This is a genomic window from Modestobacter sp. URMC 112, from assembly GCF_053502575.1.
Map to the genome: position 1 here is coordinate 2,548,351 of NZ_CP199957.1, position 16,071 is coordinate 2,564,421.

The following is a 16,071-nucleotide window of genomic DNA, read 5'->3' on the forward strand; positions in this document are numbered from 1 at the left end:
GCGCCGGCGGCGGGCCGGGCTCCCGACGGGCGAGGAGATCCCCGATGACCGACCCGGAAGCCAACGACGCCGACCGCCAGGAGCAGGCCGCGGCCGTGACCGGGGGCGGCCCGGAGCTGGCCGACGAGGTGGCCCCTCCCGCCGACGACGTGCCCGAGGCCGACGCCATCGAGCAGCAGCTCACCGCCGCGCCGGGTGCAGGGACCGGTGCCCTGCGGGGCGCCGGTCCGGAGGCCGACGAGGCCGACGTCCTGGAGCAGCAGGCGGCGGTGCCCGAGGACGAGGACGACCTCCGCGACTGAGCGCCGGCCAGGGGTCGGGCCGGTCCGAGCCGTGGCGGATGCCTCCGCTCTTGCGTCGTTCCGCACGCTCTCGCGCTGGTGCCCGACCGCAGGAGCGGGCAGGACACCGCTGGAGTCCCGGGGGCAGGCCACGCGAGCCCCGGCACCCCGGGCGGGCGGGTTCGCCTGGCGACAGCTGGTTCGGTTAGGCTGCCCTAACCCGACGACGCGTCGGCCGGCGCTGGAGGCACGCATGACCCGACCGAACCGTCCCGGCGTCCACGGGCCGGTGCCCGACGAGCTGCGCCCCACCCCGGCGGAGCGGGCCCGCACCGTCGCCGGCCGACCCGGGGCCGCGGTGCGGGCGGCTGGGGTGGACGGCAGCCGCGTGCTGGCGCACGCCACCACGGCCTGCGGTCAGGTGCTGCTGGTGGTGCCCGGGGACGGTGCGGTGGCCGACGCGGTCGCCGGCGCGCCGGACGGCGACCTGGCCGCCCTGGTGCTCGTCACCGACCACGCCCCGGTGCCTCTGCGCGACCCCGTCCGGGCCCAGGTGTGGCTGTCGGGCTGGCTGACCGCGGTGCGCCCGGCCGACCTGCGGGCCGCGACGCTGGCCTTCGCCGACGTGGCGCCGGTCGGTGCCCTGCTGGACGTCGGGCGGGGGAACACACTGCTGCGTCTCGACCTCGCCGAGGTGGTGCTGCGCGAGGGGGGCGCGGTGGCCGAGGTGGCGCCTTCGGACTACCTGGCGGCCGAACCGGACCCGCTGGCCGGCATCGAGGCCGCCGCGCTGCAGCACCTGGTGCAGGCGCACCCGGGGGAGCTCGCCCTGCTGCGGTCCTGGGTGCCGGCGTGCTGGCAGACCGAGGACGCCGTGGTGCACCCGCTGGGGCTGGACCGGCTGGGGTTCCGGCTGCGCATCGAGCTCCGGCGCGGGAGCCGGGACCTGCGGGTCCCCTTCGGTGCACCGGTGACCAGCCCGGAGGCGCTGGGGCCGGCGCTGCACCGGCTGCTGTGCGCGGCGCGCAGACGCGACTGCCCGGAGCGCTGACTCGGCGTCAGCGCCCCGGGCAGCGAGGTGCGTCTGGGGTCAGTGGACGGAACGGCGACGTCCGCCGCTCACGCCCTCGGCGACACCGATCAGCAGCACCGCGGCGATGATCGCCACGATGGCACCGATGATGTTCAACTCACCGAAGTTGCCGGTGCCCAGGAGGGTCGCCACGGCCCCACCGATGAGGGCGCCGACCACGCCGAGCGCCAGGGTGGCCAGGATGCTGAGGTTCTGCTTACCGGGCTTGATGAGGCGCGCCAGCGCACCGACGATCAACCCGAACACGAGGAATCCGATGATGCCCATGGCACCAGTGTGCCCAGTTTGATCATCGATCTAAACACCCTCCGGAACCGGATCGGTCACTCGGCGTGTTCTGTCAGCAGGGTGGCCAGTCGTGTACGCCGTGGTCGGACGTCGACCTCCCGCACCGCCCGGGCCAGCGCCGCGCCGCTCGCGTGCACGATCGACAGGTGCTCCCGGGCCCGGGTCAGCGCGGTGTAGACCAGCGGCCGGGACAGCATCCCGCCGGCCTCCGGCGGCAGGACGACCACGACGCCGGGCCACTCCGACCCCTGCGCCCGGTGCACGGTGATCGCCCAGCCGTGCCGGAGGTCCGACAGTGCGCCCGGGGGCACCGTGACCGGTCCGGAGGCGAAGGAGACGTCCAGCGACCCCTCCCCGGTGCCGGTGACCACCCCGACCTCACCGTTGGCGAAGCCGGTCGGCTCCAGGTCGAGGTGGTTGGCCGTGGCCACCACCCGGTCGCCGACGTCGAACCCGAAGACGGTGCCGTCGCCGGGGTTGAGCTGCGCCTTGAGCGCCTTGTTCAGCTCGATCGTCCCGGCCGGCCCGCGGTGCACCGGGGTGACCACCTGTACCGAGGCGGGGTCGATGCCCAGCGCGCGGGGGATCGAGTCGGTGACCAGCTGGACGACCCGCCGTGCGGCCTCGCCGCTGCCGGTCGCCGGCACGATGACCACCTCCCGGTCGGGTGAGTCGACCTTCGGCAGCTCGCCGGCCCGCACGCCGGTGGCCAGCCGGGCGATGGCCCCACCGGCGGCCTGCCGGTGCAGCGTGGTCAGTTCGGTGACCGGCACCGCCCCGGAGTCGATCAGGTCGCCCAGCACGTGGCCCGGGCCGATCGAGGGCAGCTGCGCCGGGTCGCCGACGAGCAGCAGGTGGGTCCCGTCGGCGCAGGCCTCCAGCAGCGCGGCGGTCAGCTCGACGTCCAGCATCGACGCCTCGTCGACGACCACGACGTCGGCGTCCAGCGGCCACTCCTCGTTGCGCGCGAACCCCCCGGTGGTGCCCTGGGCGCCGAGCAGCCGGTGCACCGTGACCGCCGGGTGGTCGGTGAGCTCCTCGAGCCGCTTGGCCGCCCGGCCGGTCGGCGCGGCCAGCGCCACCTCGGTGCCCTTGGCCTGCAGCAGCTGCACCAGGGAGGCGACGGTGCGGCTCTTGCCGGTGCCGGGCCCGCCGGTCAGCAGCGACACCCCGGCGCCGAGCACCTGGGCCACCGCCGCCTGCTGGGCCGGGTCCAGGCCCTTGGCCACCGACCGGACCGACGCCGGGTCGGCGATCCGCTCGCCGGTGGCGATCAGCCGCTGCACGTTCTCCGACACGGCCTCCTCGGCCATCCCGTACCGGGCCAGCGACAACGAGAAGGACCCCGGTCTCCCCTCCGCTCGCGAGCTCGCGAGGGAACCCGGACCGGGGCCATGTCCTGGTTCCTGCTCTTCGTCCGACTCCGGATCGAACGGAGGCTGGTGCTCGAGGACCTCACCGGACTCCACCGCGGCGATGACCGCGGCCGCCGGGTCGGCGATGCCCTCGGCGCGCAGGGCGGCGACCACCAGGTCGGCGGGCAGCACCGTGTGCCCGTCCCGGGTGGCGGTGCGCAGGGTGAGCGCGACGATCGCCCGGCCCCGGCGGGTGTCCTGCCGGTCGGCGCCGGCCAGCACCGCGATGGCCAGCCGGTCGGCGTCGGCCAGGGTCACCGCCGGCAGCGACAGCAGCGCCCAGGGGTCGTCGCGCAGCCGGCGCGCGGCGTCGGGCCCCAGCGCGTCGGCGGCGTGCGCGGCCAGCCGTGCGTTGAGCCCCGCGCCGACCAGCAGCTCGACGACCTCGTAGGTCGGGGCCGCGGCCAGGAACGAGGAGAACAGCCGCTCGGCGCGCTGCCGCCCCACCCGCGGCAGCTTCAGCAGCCGGTCGGCGGTGACGTCGTCCGGGCCGGTGATGCCGGCGGCGGGCAGGTCGGCGCCGGTCCGCTTGCCCAGCCCCGGCCACAGTCCGGCGCCGACGAAGGCGGCGAAGACCGGGTCGCCGGCGGGCAGGGGAGAGGAGGTCACGACCGGCCGTCCCGGTGGTCGGGCCGGTGCTCGGGATAGCCGGCCGGGGGCTGGGACACGTCGTCCAGGGCCGTGCAGATGGCCAGCGGCAGCCGGACGTCCTCGGCGTCGAGGGCTGCCTGCAGCTGCTGCGCCGTCCGGGCGCCGACGACCGGCGCCACCACGCCGGGCCGGTCGCGCACCCAGGCCAGCGCGACCGCGACCGGGGTGGTGCCCAGCCCGTCGGCGGCGGTGCAGACCGCCTCGACCACCCGCTCGGCGGTGGGGGAGCGCAGCTCGTCGATGAACCCGCCCCAGGAGAGGGAGGCGCCGCGGGAGTCCTCGGGCGTGCCGTGCCGGTACTTGCCGGTGAGCAGCCCGCGGCCCAGCGGCGACCAGGGCAGCACGCCGATGCCCAGCGCCTCGGCGGCCGGCACGACCTCGCGCTCGATGCCGCGCTGCAGCAGCGAGTACTCCATCTGGGCGCTCACCAGCGGGGTGCGGCCGGGCCAGGCGCGCTGCCAGGTCGCGGCCTGCGCGGTCTGCCAGCCGGTGAAGTTGCTCACCCCCACGTAGCGGGCGCGTCCGGAGGCCACCGCGGCGTCGCAGGCGGCGAGGGTCTCCTCCAGCGGGGTGGCGTCGTCCCAGGCGTGCAGCTGCCACAGGTCCACGTGGTCGGTGCCCAGCCGGGCCAGCGAGGCGTCCAGCGCCGCCAGCAGGTGCCCGCGGGACGCCCCGCGGCCCATCGGCCCGGCCGCCGTCCGCCCTCCGGCCTTGGTCGCGACCAGCACGTCCGACCGGGGGACGACGTCGGCCAGCAGCCGGCCCAGGGTGCGCTCGCTCTCGCCGTCCACGTACACGTCGGCGGTGTCGACCAGCGTCCCGCCGGCGTCGACGAAGGCGGTGAGCTGCATCGCGGCCTCGTCCTCGTCGGTGTCCCGGCCCCAGGTCATGGTGCCCAGCCCCAGCCGGGAGACGACCAGGCCGCTGCGTCCGAGCGCCCGCTGTTCCACGACGGGTCAACCTACCGCCGCCCAGCGCCGGGCCCGGTCAACGCGGCGGGCCCGGGCACCTCCCCGGCGCGCACAGGTCGCGGTCCTAGGCTGCCCTCCCGTGCCCCGTCTTCCCGCCGCCCGCCGGTCCGCCGCCTGTTCCCTCAGGAGCGCCTGACCCGTGGGCTGGATCGAGGCGGTCGTCATGGGCCTGGTGCAGGGCCTGACGGAGTTCCTGCCCATCTCCTCCAGCGCGCACCTGCGTGTGGTGGGCGAGGCCTTCGGCTGGGACGACCCGGGCGCGGCGTTCACCGCGATCACCCAGATCGGGACCGAGGCCGCCGTCCTGCTGTACTTCCGCAAGGACATCGGCCGGATCGTGGTGGCCTGGGCCCGCTCGCTGCGGGACCGCAGCCTGCGCGGCACCGCGGACGCCCGGATGGGCTGGCTGATCATCGTCGGCAGCATCCCGATCGTGGTGCTGGGCCTGCTGTTCCAGGAGTCCATCGAGACCACCTTCCGCGACCTGCGGATCATCGCCATCGCCCTGGTGGCCTTCTCGCTGGTCCTCTACTGGGCCGACCGGGTCGGCACCGGCACGCGGGAGATCGAGGACCTCACCGTCCGGCACGGCCTGGTCTACGGCCTGGCCCAGGCCATGGCGCTGGTCCCCGGGGTGTCCCGCTCCGGTGGCACGATCACCGCCGGCCGGTTCATGGGCTACTCCCGGGCCGCCGCCGCCCGCTACTCCTTCCTGCTGGCGGTCCCCGCCGTGCTGGGCTCCGGCTTCTTCCAGGTCGCGGAGTCCGTCGGCGCCGGCGGCGTCAGCTGGGGCCCGACCGCCCTGGCCACCGTCATCGCCTTCGGCGTCGGCCTGGCCGTGATCTCCTGGCTGCTCCGCTACCTCGACCACGGCAGCTTCACCCCGTTCGTGGTCTACCGGGTGGTCCTCGGCCTGCTGCTGCTGGTGCTCATCGGCACCGGGGTGCTCGCCCCCACATAGGCTCCGGGCGTGCGGAAGGACCCCCGAGCCCCCCGCCGCTCGCACGCTCGCGTCGGGCCCCCGCTCGAGGGCCGATCCAGGAGGCAAGCCCGATGACAACGGTCGTTCTGCTGCGGCACGGCCGGACGACGGCCAACACCGCCGGGGTGCTGGCCGGCTGGACCCCCGGGGTGCAGCTCGACGAGACCGGTGCCGCGCAGGTGCGGGCGGTCGCCCAGCGGCTGGCCGCCGTCCCGCTGGCCGCGGTCGTCAGCAGCCCGCTGGAGCGCTGCCAGCAGACCGCCGGCGCCGTCGCCGAGGGGCGCCAGCTCGAGGTGCGCACCGACGACCGGCTGGGCGAGGCCCGCTACGGCGACTGGACCGGCCGGCCGATCAAGGACCTGGTCAAGGACCCGATGTGGAAGGTCGTGCAGCAGCACCCCTCCGCCGCGGTGTTCCCCGGCGCCGAGGGGGAGGGCCTGGCGCAGACCCAGGCGCGGGCCGTGGCCGCCGTCCGGCAGTGGAACGCCGAGCTCGGGCCGGACGCCGTGTGGCTGGCCTGCAGCCACGGCGACGTGATCAAGGCCGTGCTCGCCGACGCGCTCGGGGTGCACCTGGACCAGTTCCAGCGGATCGTCGTCGACCCGGCGTCGCTCTCGGTGGTCAGCTACACCGACACACGGCCGTTCGTCGTCCGGGTCAACGACACCGGCGGGGACGTCTCCGCGCTCATCCCGCCGAGGAAGAAGCGGCGCGGGCGGCGGGCCGCCAGCTCCGACGCCGTCGTCGGCGGCGGCGCCGGCACCCCGGCCTGACGCGACCGGCGCCACGGTCCTGATCCCGCTCTTCGGACGCGGGACGACGGCCCGGGCCGCGTAACCTGATCGCGTGCCCCGTCAGGTCTTCCACTTCGACCGTCCCACCCGGTTCGTCGCCGGGACGGTGGGCCAGCCCGGCGACCGCACCTTCTACCTGCAGGCCTCCGACGAGGCCGGCCGGACGGTGAGCGTGGCGCTGGAGAAGTCGCAGGTCCAGGTGCTCGCCGAGCGGATGGACGAGCTGCTCGACGAGATCGCCGGCCGGGCGACCGTCGTCGTCCCCCCGGAGGCCGACGTCGACGACCTCGAGCCGCTCACCGCGCCGGTCGACGAGGAGTTCCGCGTCGCCGCCATGGGGTTGGCCTGGGACGGCGACGCCGACGCCGTGGTCGTCGAGGCCGTCGCCGCCGGGGAGGAGCCGGTCGAGGAGGACGTCATCCTCTCCGACAGCGAGGAGGGCCCGGACGCGCTGCGGGTGGTCATCACCCCCGCCGCCGCCCGCGCGTTCGTCGCCCGCGCGCGCCGGGTCGTGGCCGCCGGCCGGCCGGCCTGCCCGCTCTGCTCGCTGCCGCTGGACCCGGCGGGCCACGTGTGCCCCCGGCAGAACGGGTACCGCCGCTGAACCGCGGGGGGAGCGGACGGTGAGCGAGCGCCCCGACGCCGAGCTCGAGGACGAGTTCGACGACCGGTTCGACGACGGTGAGGCCGGCGAGGAGGGTGAGGTCGTGGAACTGGACCTCGGCGTCTTCGACCACGGCGACCGCCGCCCGCCGGCCACCCCGGCGGAGGTGCGGACCCTGCTGACCGACGGCGTCCTCGACCTCGAGGGCCGGCTGATGGACGCCAGCAACGTCACCCTGATCGGCGCCATCCGCACCGACACGCTGGCCGGGGAGTGCGTCTACAAGCCGGTCGCGGGGGAGCGGCCGCTGTGGGACTTCCCCGACGGCACCCTGGCCGGCCGGGAGATCAGCGCCTACCTGGTCTCCGAGGCCACCGGCTGGCGCATCGTGCCGCCCACCCTGCTCCGCGACGGGCCCTTCGGCACCGGCATGGTCCAGCTGTGGATGGACGCCGACCCCTCGGTCGACCTGGCCGCGTTCGTCCGCCGCGACCTGCCCGCGCTGCGCCGCATGGCGGTGTTCGACGCGGTGGTCAACAACGCCGACCGCAAGGGCGGCCACATCATCCCGATGGTCGACGGCCACGTGTACGGCGTCGACCACGGCATCTGCTTCTCCGCCGACCCGAAGCTGCGCACCCTGCTGTGGCGCTGGGCCGGCAAGCCGCTGCCGGTGGAAGCACTCGCCGTGCTGGAGCGGCTCGCCGAGGACCTGCGAGGCGACCTCGGGGAGCAGCTGCACGAGCACCTCACCCGGCGCGAGGTGCGGCGCACCGAGCAGCGGGTCGCCGAGCTGCTGCGCACCCAGCTGCACCCCCAGCCCAGCGGCGACTGGCCCGCCCTGCCCTGGCCGCCGTTCTGAGGAAGGACCCCGTCCTCCTCATCCCTCGCAAGCTCGGGACGAGCCTCTGGACGGGGCCGGGCGTTGCCGGCCGCCCTTCGCTGGAGGCCTCCGGCCCCCGCTCGATCGGCCGAGCCGCTGACGCGGCGCCGTGGTCCCGCTGCTCGATCCGTGACGTCGCGGTCGATCTCTGCCACGGTGACCGGGTGCCGCACCGCAGCCGCCTGGCGATCCTGCTGATCGACCTCCCCCCGGAGCTGCACGACCGCGGCCGGCGCTTCTGGGCCGCCGCCACCGGGCACCGCGTCGAGCCCGACCCCGACGAGGACTGGTCCTCGCTGGGCGCCTTCGCCGACGGCTTCCACCTGGAGGTCCAGCGCACCGGCGCCGGCACGGCTCCCCGCTGGCACGTCGACGTGGAGACCGACGACGTGCACGCCGAGGTCGCCCGGCTGGAGGCGCTGGGGGCCGTGCGCTTCGCCGACATGGGCGGGTTCTGGCAGATGAAGGACCCGGCCGGCCTGCTCTTCTGCGTGGTCGGCGTGCAGACCGGCGAGGAGTTCGACCGGTACGCCACCACCTGGCCCTGACCGCGTCTGCGGCCTCCGCCGGGACTGCCTCGTCCGGGGCACTGCCGCACACCGCTGTCAGCCGGCCGATCTAGGCTCCACCCGTGCTCAGCTGGCCCGCCCCCCTCGTCCCCACCCTCCCGGGAGCCGGCCCCGCCCTGCGGTTGTTCGACACCGCCCGGCAGGAGGTCGTGGAGACCCGGCCCGGCCGGATCGCCCGGATGTACGTCTGCGGCATCACCCCCTACGACGCCACGCACCTCGGGCACGCGGCCACCTACCTGGCCTTCGACCTGGTCAACCGCATCTGGCGGGACGCCGGGCACGCCGTCCACTACGTGCAGAACGTCACCGACGTCGACGACCCGCTGTTCGAGCGCGCCGACCGGGACGGCGAGGACTGGATCGTGCTCGGCATGCGGGAGACCGCGCTGTTCCGGGAGGACATGACGGCGCTGCGGGTGCTGCCGCCGGAGGACTACGTCGGCGCCGTCGAGGCCATCCCGCGGATCGTCGGGCACGTCGAGACCCTCTGGGACGCCGGCCTGGCGTACCAGCTCGACGACGGCACCGGCGACCTGTACCACGACGTCGCGCAGGCCCCCGGGTTCGGCAGCGAGTCCGGCTACGACCAGGCCACCATGCTGCGGCTGTCCGCCGAGCGGGGCGGCGACCCCGAGCGGCCGGGCAAGCGGTCCCCGCTGGACCCGCTGCTCTGGCGCGGCGCCCGCGAGGGCGAGCCCTCCTGGCCCGGGCCCCGCGGCGTGGCCGGCCGGCCCGGCTGGCACGTGGAGTGCGCCTCGATCGCGCTGGACACCGTGGGCATGGGCTTCGACGTGCAGGGCGGTGGCACCGACCTGGTCTTCCCGCACCACGAGTACTCCGCCGTGCACGCCGAGGGACTCACCGGCACCAAGCCCTTCGCGCAGGCCTACGTGCACGCGGCGATGATCGGCCTGGACGGCGAGAAGATGAGCAAGAGCCGGGGCAACCTGGTCTTCGTCTCCCGGCTGCGCGGGGACGGCGTCGACTCGATGGCGGTGCGGCTGGCCCTGCTGTCCGGGCACTACCGCACCGACCGCCCGTGGACCCCCGACCTGCTGACCGCCGCGGAGCAGCGGCTGGCCACCTGGCGCCGCGCGGTCGCCCTGCCGGCCGGCGCCCCCGCCGCCCCGGTGCTCGCCGCGGTGCGCGAACGGCTCGCCGACGACCTGGACACCCCGGGCGCGCTGGCCGCCGTCGACGCCTGGGCCGCCGCCAGCCTGGCCGCCGCCGTCCCCGGCGGCCCGGGCGGCCCGGACGCCGACACCGAGGACGAGGCGCCCCAGGTCGTCTGCGACCTGGTGGACGCCCTGCTCGGCATCGCGCTCTAGTCCGGTGGGCGGGCAGCAGGGCGACCCAGGGGACGGCGGCCGCACGCCGCCGTTCCGGCTGGCCGACCGGAGCTCCCGCGAGCGCGCCGAGGAGGCGCTGGCCCCGGCGGCCGCCCGCGCGGCGCTGACCCGCGGCCGGGCCCGGCCCGAGCCGGAGGACCCGCTGCGCACCGCCTACGAGCGCGACCGGGACCGGATCCTGCACGCCAAGGCGTTCCGCAGGCTCAAGCACAAGACGCAGGTCTTTCTGCACCCGGACGGCGACCACTTCGTCACCCGGCTCACCCACACCCTGCAGGTCACCCAGGTGGCCCGGGCGCTGGCCTCGGCGCTCAGCCTCAACGAGACCCTGGCCGAGGCCATCGCGCTGGCCCACGACGTCGGACACTCGCCGTTCGGTCACATCGGCGAGGAGGCGCTGGACCCCTACGTCGAGGGCGGCTGGCACCACGCCGCCCAGGGCGTGCGCATCGTCGAGGTGCTGGAGGACCTCAACCTGACCTGGGAGGTCCGGGACGGCGTCCGGGCGCACAGCTGGAAGATCAGCCCGCCGCCGTCCACCCGCGAGGGCGAGTGCGTGCGCTACGCCGACCGGATCGGCTACCTGTCCCACGACGCGCTGGACGCCGTCCGGGCCGGCGTGCTGCGCCCCGGTGACCTGCCCGCCGGCGCCCGCTCGATGTTCGGCGACCCGGGCACCGAGATGGTCGGCGCGATGATCGAGGCCGTCGTGGAGGGCAGCCTGGCACCGGACAACGCGGCCGGCGCGGTGGTGATGCGCCCCGACGCGCTGGAGGCGATGCACGAGCTGCGGACGTTCATGTTCGCCCGGGTCTACGAGTCCGACACCGCCGCCGGCCAGAAGCACATCGCCATCGACGTCATCCGCCGGCTGGTCGACCACCACCTGGCCCATCCCGAGCTGCTGCCGGCCAGCTACCGGGACACCGCGGCGGACCCGGTCACCCAGGTCGTCGACTACGTGACGGGGATGACCGACCGCTTCGCGCTGGCCACCCACGACCGTCTCTTCGACGACACCGCCGCCACCCGGATGCGCCCGCTGCTGAGCGGTCCGCACTGAGGGTGGCCCCCGTGCAGGGGCCCGCCGCGAGCTCGCGAGCGGTGGGGGCACGGGGGTCCTTCCTCAGCCGGTGCCGCCGCGGCGGCGCAGCGGAAGGACCCCGTCGCCCCCCGCTGCTCGCGGGCTCGCAGCGGGGCCCTGCGACGGGGCCGGGAATCAGCCGGTGCCGCCGCGGCGGCGCAGGTACCTCTCGAACTCGCGGGCGATGGAGTCGCCGCTGGTCTGGGACAGGTCGGTGGCGGTCGCCCGCTCCTCCAGGGAGCGGACGTACTCGACGACCTCCTCGTCCTCCTGGGCCATCTCGTCGACCGTGGTGACCCAGTCCTCGGCCTGCTGCGGCAGGGCGCCGAGGGGCACGGCGACCTCCAGCACCTCCTCGACCCGCTGCAGCAGGGCCATGGTCGCCCGCGGGGACGGCGGCTGGGACACGTAGTGCGGCACGGCGGCCCAGAAGCTCACCGCGGGCAGCCCGGCCTGCACGCAGGCGTCCTGGAAGACGCCGAGGATGCCGGTCGGGCCCTCGTACCGGGAGGTCTCCAGCCCCCACCGACGCGCGGACTCGTCGTCGTAGGCCGAGCCGGTGACCGGCGTCGGCCGGGTGTGCGGCGTGTCGGCCAGCAGGGCACCGAGGGCCACGACGGTCTGCGCGCCGAGCTCCTGGCAGATCGTGATCAGCTCGGCGCAGAAGCTGCGCCAGCGCATGTTGGGCTCGATGCCGCGGATCAGCACCACGTGCCGGTCGCCGTCCGGCGGGCGGGCGACCGAGATGCGGGTGGTCGGCCACTCCAGCCGGCGGCTGATCCCGTCGACGAGGGAGACCGTGGGCCGGTTGACCTGGAAGTCGTAGTAGTCCTCGGGGTCCAGCGCGGCCAGCGGCGTGGCGTCCCAGATCAGCTCGAGGTGCTCCAGCGCCCCGGTGGCGGCGTCCCCGGCGTCGTTCCAGCCCTCGAACGCGACCACCACCACGGGATCGTCCAGCTGGGGCAGGTCGTCTGCTGCGGTCGGATCGCTCACCCTTCGAGCCTACGTCCAGCGGGGTCCCCGGCCGCGGTGAACAGGGGCTCCTGGGGCTGCCCGGGTGCCCGGTGTGCCGACGTGCGCGACCGGTGGGGGCCGGAAGTGAGACGATGGCCGTGCTGTTCGAGGACGACGAGGCACCGGACCGCCCGTCGGAGTTGCCAGGGCCCTGGCGCCGGACGCCTCCGTGACCGTGCCCGATCGACGCCGAGGACTGCCCGTGCCCGATTCCCCGCAGCTGCGTCCCGACGCGACCGCAGCCCTCACCGCGCAGCTCCGGAGCCGGATCATGGTGCTCGACGGCGCGATGGGCACGGCCATCCAGCGGGACCGGCCGGACGAGGCGGGGTACCGGGGGGAGCGGTTCGCCGACTGGCCCACCGACGTGCAGGGCAACAACGACCTGCTCAGCATCACCGCTCCGGAGGTCGTCGCCGGGATCCACCGCGAGTACCTCGAGGCCGGCGCGGACCTGATCGAGACCAACACCTTCAACGCCACCGCGATCTCGCTGGCCGACTACGGCATGTCCGACCTCGCCTACGAGCTCAACGTCGCCGCCGCCCGGCTGGCCCGCGCGGAGTGCGACGCGATGACCGAGCGGACCCCGGACCGGCCGCGCTACGTCGTCGGGGCGATCGGGCCGACCAGCCGGACGGCGTCCATCTCGCCCGACGTGAACGACCCCGGCGCCCGCAACGTCACCTTCGACGAGCTGGTCGCGGCCTACCTGACCCAGGCGGACGGGCTGGTCGACGGCGGCTCCGACGTGCTGCTGATCGAGACGGTGTTCGACACGCTCAACGCCAAGGCGGCGGTCTTCGCGCTGGAGACGCTGTTCGAGCAGCGCGGCCGCCGCTGGCCGGTGATGGTCTCCGGCACCATCACCGACGCCTCCGGCCGCACGCTGTCCGGTCAGGTCACCGAGGCGTTCTGGTACTCCGTGCGGCACGCCCGCCCGCTGCTGGTGGGGCTGAACTGCGCCCTCGGCGCGCGGGAGATGCGGCCCTACGTCGCCGAGATCGCCCGGGTCGCGGACACCTTCGTCTCCTGCTACCCCAACGCCGGCCTGCCCAACGCCTTCGGCGAGTACGACGAGTCGCCGGAGGAGACCGCCGCCGTCCTCGAGGAGTTCGCGGGAGCCGGCTTCGTCAACCTGGTCGGCGGCTGCTGCGGCACCACCCCCGCGCACATCGCCGCCATCGCCGCCGCCGTGGCGGGCCGGACCCCCCGGACGCCGCCCCCGGCGCGCCCGGCGCTCCGGCTGTCCGGCCTGGAGCCGGTCACCGTGGACGACGACTCGCTGTTCGTCAACGTCGGCGAGCGGACCAACATCACGGGGTCGGCGCGCTTCCGCAACCTGATCAAGGCCGGGGACTACCCGGCCGCGCTGGCCGTCGCCCGCCAGCAGGTCGAGGCCGGCGCGCAGGTCATCGACGTCAACATGGACGAGGGGATGATCGACGGCGTCGCGGCGATGGACCGCTTCACCAAGCTGGTCGCCGCGGAGCCGGACATCTCCCGGGTGCCGATGATGATCGACTCCTCGAAGTGGGAGGTCATCGAGGCCGGGCTCAAGTGCGTCCAGGGCAAGTCGATCGTCAACTCGATCTCGCTGAAGGCCGGTGAGGAGGAGTTCGTCCGCCAGGCGCGGCTGTGCCGCAAGTACGGCGCCGCGGTGGTCGTCATGGCCTTCGACGAGGACGGCCAGGCAGACACGCTCGAGCGCCGCCGGCAGATCTGCCGGCGCGCCTACGACGTGCTCACCCGCGACGTCGGCTTCCCGGCCGAGGACGTCATCTTCGACCCCAACGTGTTCGCCGTGGCCACCGGCATCGAGGAGCACGCCCGCTACGGGCTGGACTTCATCGAGGCCACCCGCTGGATCAAGCAGAACCTGCCCGGCGCGCTGGTCTCCGGCGGGGTCTCCAACGTCTCGTTCTCCTTCCGCGGCAACAACCGCGTCCGCGAGGCGATCCACGCCGTCTTCCTGTTCCACGCGATCGCGGCCGGCATGGACATGGGCATCGTCAACGCCGGTGCGCTGGAGGTCTACGACGAGGTCCCCGCGCAGCTGCGCGAGCGCATCGAGGACGTCGTCCTCGCCCGCCGCCCGGACAGCACCGAGCGGCTGCTGGAGATCGCCGGCGACTACGCCGGGGACGGCGCCGTCGCGGAGGTCGCCACCGAGGAGTGGCGGGCGCTGCCGGTCGGCGAGCGGATCACGCACGCGCTGGTCAAGGGCATCGACGCCTTCGTCGAGGACGACACCGAGGAGCTGCGGCAGGAGATCAGCGCGCGCGGCGGGCGGCCGATCGAGGTGATCGAGGGCCCGCTGATGGACGGCATGAACGTCGTCGGCGACCTCTTCGGGGCGGGCAAGATGTTCCTCCCGCAGGTGGTCAAGTCCGCCCGGGTGATGAAGAAGGCCGTCGCGCACCTCATCCCGTTCATCGAGGCGGAGAAGCAGCCCGGGGACGCGGAGCGGAGCAACGGCAAGGTCGTCATGGCCACGGTCAAGGGCGATGTGCACGACATCGGCAAGAACATCGTCGGCGTCGTCCTGCAGTGCAACAACTACGACGTCGTCGACCTCGGCGTGATGGTGCCCGCCCAGAAGATCCTGGACGCCGCCAAGGCCGAGGGCGCCGACGTCATCGGGCTCTCCGGGCTGATCACCCCCTCCCTGGACGAGATGGTGAACCTGGCCGCGGAGATGGAGCGGCAGGGCTTCGAGGTCCCGCTGCTCGTCGGCGGTGCGACCACCTCGCGGGCGCACACCGCGGTCAAGGTCGACCAGCGCTACCACGGCCCGGTGATCTGGGTGAAGGACGCCTCCCGGTCGGTGCCGGTGGTCGCCGCCCTGCTGTCGGACGAGCAGCGGCCGGCGCTGCTCGCCGAGGTGGAGGCGGAGTACGCGGCGCTGCGCGAGCGGCACGCCGCCCGCACCGACACCCGCGCGCTGCTGCCGCTGGCCACCGCCCGCGCCCAGGCCCCCGCGCTCGACTGGAGCGGCTACCACCCGCCGCGGCCGCGGATGCTGCTGCAGCAGACCCGCGACGTGTGCGCCGGACCGGACTGCGACCACGCGCACGGGACGGCGACCCAGTTCGTCCGGACCTACGCCGACTACCCGCTGGAGGAGCTGCGCCGCTACATCGACTGGCAGCCGTTCTTCAACGCCTGGGAGATGCGCGGCCGGTTCCCCGACATCCTGAACAACCCGTCCACCGGCGAGGCGGCCCGCCGGCTGTACCAGGACGCCCAGGAGATGCTCGACCGGATCGTCGGCGAGAAGTGGCTGCGGGCCAGCGGCGTGGTCGGGCTCTTCCCGGCGAGCTCGGTGGACGGCGACGACATCGAGGTCTACACCGACGAGACCCGCCGCGAGGTCCGGGCCACCCTGCACCAGCTGCGCCAGCAGACCGAGGGCCGCGACGGCTCGGCCCGCATGTCGCTGGCCGACTTCGTCGCGCCGAAGGACACCGGGCTGCGCGACCACGTCGGGGCCTTCGCCGTCACCGCGGGCCTCGGCGCGGCGGAGCGGGTGGCGCAGTTCAAGAAGGAGAACGACGACTACAGCGCGATCCTGCTCGAGTCCCTCGCCGACCGGCTCGCCGAGGCCTTCGCCGAGCGGCTGCACGAGCGGGTCCGCAAGGAGCTGTGGGCCTACGCCCCCGACGAGGCGCTGGACCCGGACGGACTGCTCGCCGAGCGCTACGCCGGCATCCGGCCCGCGCCGGGCTACCCCGCCTGCCCGGAGCACACCGAGAAGCAGACGATCTGGGAGCTGCTCGACGTGGCCGGCAGCACCGGCATCGAGCTGACCGAGAGCATGGCGATGTGGCCGGGCGCCTCGGTGAGCGGGCTGTACTTCTCGCACCCGGAGTCGCGGTACTTCGTGCTCGGCCGGATCGGCCGGGACCAGGTCGAGGACTACGCCCGCCGGAAGGGCTGGACCCTCACCGAGGCCGAGCGGTGGCTCTCGCCGAACCTCGGCTACCGCACCCAGGAGGAGTAGCCGACGCGCCGCCGCCCGGGGCGGTCAATCGGCAGGAGTCCCTTGACCGCCCGCGGTGCGCCACCTACTGTTCAGGGAACTGATATA

Annotated in this window: 14 protein-coding genes; 10 read left to right on the top strand and 4 right to left on the bottom strand. The window is 74.7% G+C overall.

What is annotated here, in order from left to right; genetic code table 11:
* The first annotated feature begins 44 nt into the window (after positions 1–44).
* Together ACWIX6_RS11885 and ACWIX6_RS11890 are read left to right on the top strand one after the other, a co-directional pair.
* Positions 45–302, top strand: a complete 258-nt coding sequence (locus ACWIX6_RS11885) for a hypothetical protein (RefSeq protein WP_448612633.1) — start codon at positions 45–47, stop codon at positions 300–302.
* Positions 303–534: 232 nt separating this feature from the next.
* Positions 535–1,332 carry a DUF2470 domain-containing protein gene (locus ACWIX6_RS11890; protein WP_448612634.1) on the top strand — a complete coding sequence of 266 codons (798 nt, stop codon included), beginning with the start codon at positions 535–537 and terminating at the stop codon, positions 1,330–1,332.
* A gap of 39 nt (positions 1,333–1,371) precedes the next feature.
* On the opposite strand, the gene ACWIX6_RS11895 is transcribed toward ACWIX6_RS11890, so the two are convergent.
* Genes ACWIX6_RS11895 through ACWIX6_RS11905 form a run of 3 tightly spaced genes read right to left on the bottom strand, consistent with a single transcriptional unit; the run spans position 1,372 to position 4,678 of the window.
* Positions 1,372–1,641, bottom strand: coding sequence for a GlsB/YeaQ/YmgE family stress response membrane protein (locus ACWIX6_RS11895; RefSeq protein ID WP_448612635.1), 270 nt, complete (start codon positions 1,639–1,641; stop codon positions 1,372–1,374).
* Between the two features lie 56 nt (positions 1,642–1,697).
* Positions 1,698–3,686 (bottom strand): AAA family ATPase, encoded by a 1,989-nt coding sequence (locus ACWIX6_RS11900; protein ID WP_448612636.1) that lies wholly within the window; start codon positions 3,684–3,686, stop codon positions 1,698–1,700.
* On the bottom strand, positions 3,683–4,678 hold the full coding sequence (locus ACWIX6_RS11905) for an aldo/keto reductase (protein WP_448612637.1): 996 nt from the start codon (positions 4,676–4,678) through the stop codon (positions 3,683–3,685). The genes ACWIX6_RS11900 and ACWIX6_RS11905 overlap by 4 nt, the downstream gene beginning before the upstream one ends.
* 160 nt (positions 4,679–4,838) lie before the next feature.
* Here ACWIX6_RS11905 and ACWIX6_RS11910 point away from each other — a divergent pair, with 160 nt between their 5' ends.
* From ACWIX6_RS11910 to ACWIX6_RS11940, 7 genes are all read left to right on the top strand, one after another.
* Positions 4,839–5,660: an undecaprenyl-diphosphate phosphatase gene (locus ACWIX6_RS11910; protein ID WP_448612638.1), complete on the top strand. Its 822-nt coding sequence runs from the start codon at positions 4,839–4,841 to the stop codon at positions 5,658–5,660.
* Positions 5,661–5,752: 92 nt separating this feature from the next.
* On the top strand, positions 5,753–6,454 hold the full coding sequence (locus ACWIX6_RS11915; RefSeq protein WP_448612639.1) for a histidine phosphatase family protein: 702 nt from the start codon (positions 5,753–5,755) through the stop codon (positions 6,452–6,454).
* A gap of 73 nt (positions 6,455–6,527) precedes the next feature.
* A complete protein-coding gene (locus ACWIX6_RS11920) occupies positions 6,528–7,079 on the top strand; it encodes a DUF3090 family protein (protein ID WP_448612640.1) in 552 nt (183 codons plus the stop codon).
* Between the two features lie 19 nt (positions 7,080–7,098).
* Positions 7,099–7,941 carry an SCO1664 family protein gene (locus ACWIX6_RS11925; protein ID WP_448612641.1) on the top strand — a complete coding sequence of 281 codons (843 nt, stop codon included), beginning with the start codon at positions 7,099–7,101 and terminating at the stop codon, positions 7,939–7,941.
* 185 nt (positions 7,942–8,126) lie between these two features.
* Entirely contained in the window at positions 8,127–8,510 is a 384-nt protein-coding gene (locus ACWIX6_RS11930) for a VOC family protein (protein WP_448612642.1), read from the top strand.
* A gap of 83 nt (positions 8,511–8,593) precedes the next feature.
* Positions 8,594–9,862 (top strand): cysteine--1-D-myo-inosityl 2-amino-2-deoxy-alpha-D-glucopyranoside ligase, encoded by a 1,269-nt coding sequence (gene mshC, locus ACWIX6_RS11935; RefSeq protein WP_448612643.1) that lies wholly within the window; start codon positions 8,594–8,596, stop codon positions 9,860–9,862.
* Between the two features lie 4 nt (positions 9,863–9,866).
* Positions 9,867–10,946 carry an HD domain-containing protein gene (locus ACWIX6_RS11940; protein WP_448612644.1) on the top strand — a complete coding sequence of 360 codons (1,080 nt, stop codon included), beginning with the start codon at positions 9,867–9,869 and terminating at the stop codon, positions 10,944–10,946.
* Positions 10,947–11,102: 156 nt separating this feature from the next.
* Here ACWIX6_RS11940 and ACWIX6_RS11945 read toward each other — a convergent pair whose 3' ends face one another.
* The gene (locus tag ACWIX6_RS11945) at positions 11,103–11,960 is read right to left on the bottom strand and encodes a PAC2 family protein (RefSeq protein ID WP_448612645.1); all 858 of its coding nucleotides are present in this window, start codon (positions 11,958–11,960) and stop codon (positions 11,103–11,105) included.
* Between the two features lie 223 nt (positions 11,961–12,183).
* On the opposite strand from ACWIX6_RS11945, the gene metH reads away from it, so the two are divergent.
* Positions 12,184–15,984, top strand: a complete 3,801-nt coding sequence (gene metH, locus ACWIX6_RS11950; protein ID WP_448612646.1) for a methionine synthase — start codon at positions 12,184–12,186, stop codon at positions 15,982–15,984.
* The last annotated feature ends 87 nt before the right edge of the window (positions 15,985–16,071 follow it).

Excerpts from the sequence above, each read along its gene's own strand:
- ACWIX6_RS11915 (WP_448612639.1), top strand. The coding sequence starts at position 5,753 with ATGACAACGGTCGTTCTGCTGCGGCACGGCCGGACGACGGCCAACACC.
- ACWIX6_RS11895 (WP_448612635.1), bottom strand. The coding sequence starts at position 1,641 with ATGGGCATCATCGGATTCCTCGTGTTCGGGTTGATCGTCGGTGCGCTG.
- ACWIX6_RS11890 (WP_448612634.1), top strand. The coding sequence starts at position 535 with ATGACCCGACCGAACCGTCCCGGCGTCCACGGGCCGGTGCCCGACGAG.
- ACWIX6_RS11885 (WP_448612633.1), top strand. The coding sequence starts at position 45 with ATGACCGACCCGGAAGCCAACGACGCCGACCGCCAGGAGCAGGCCGCG.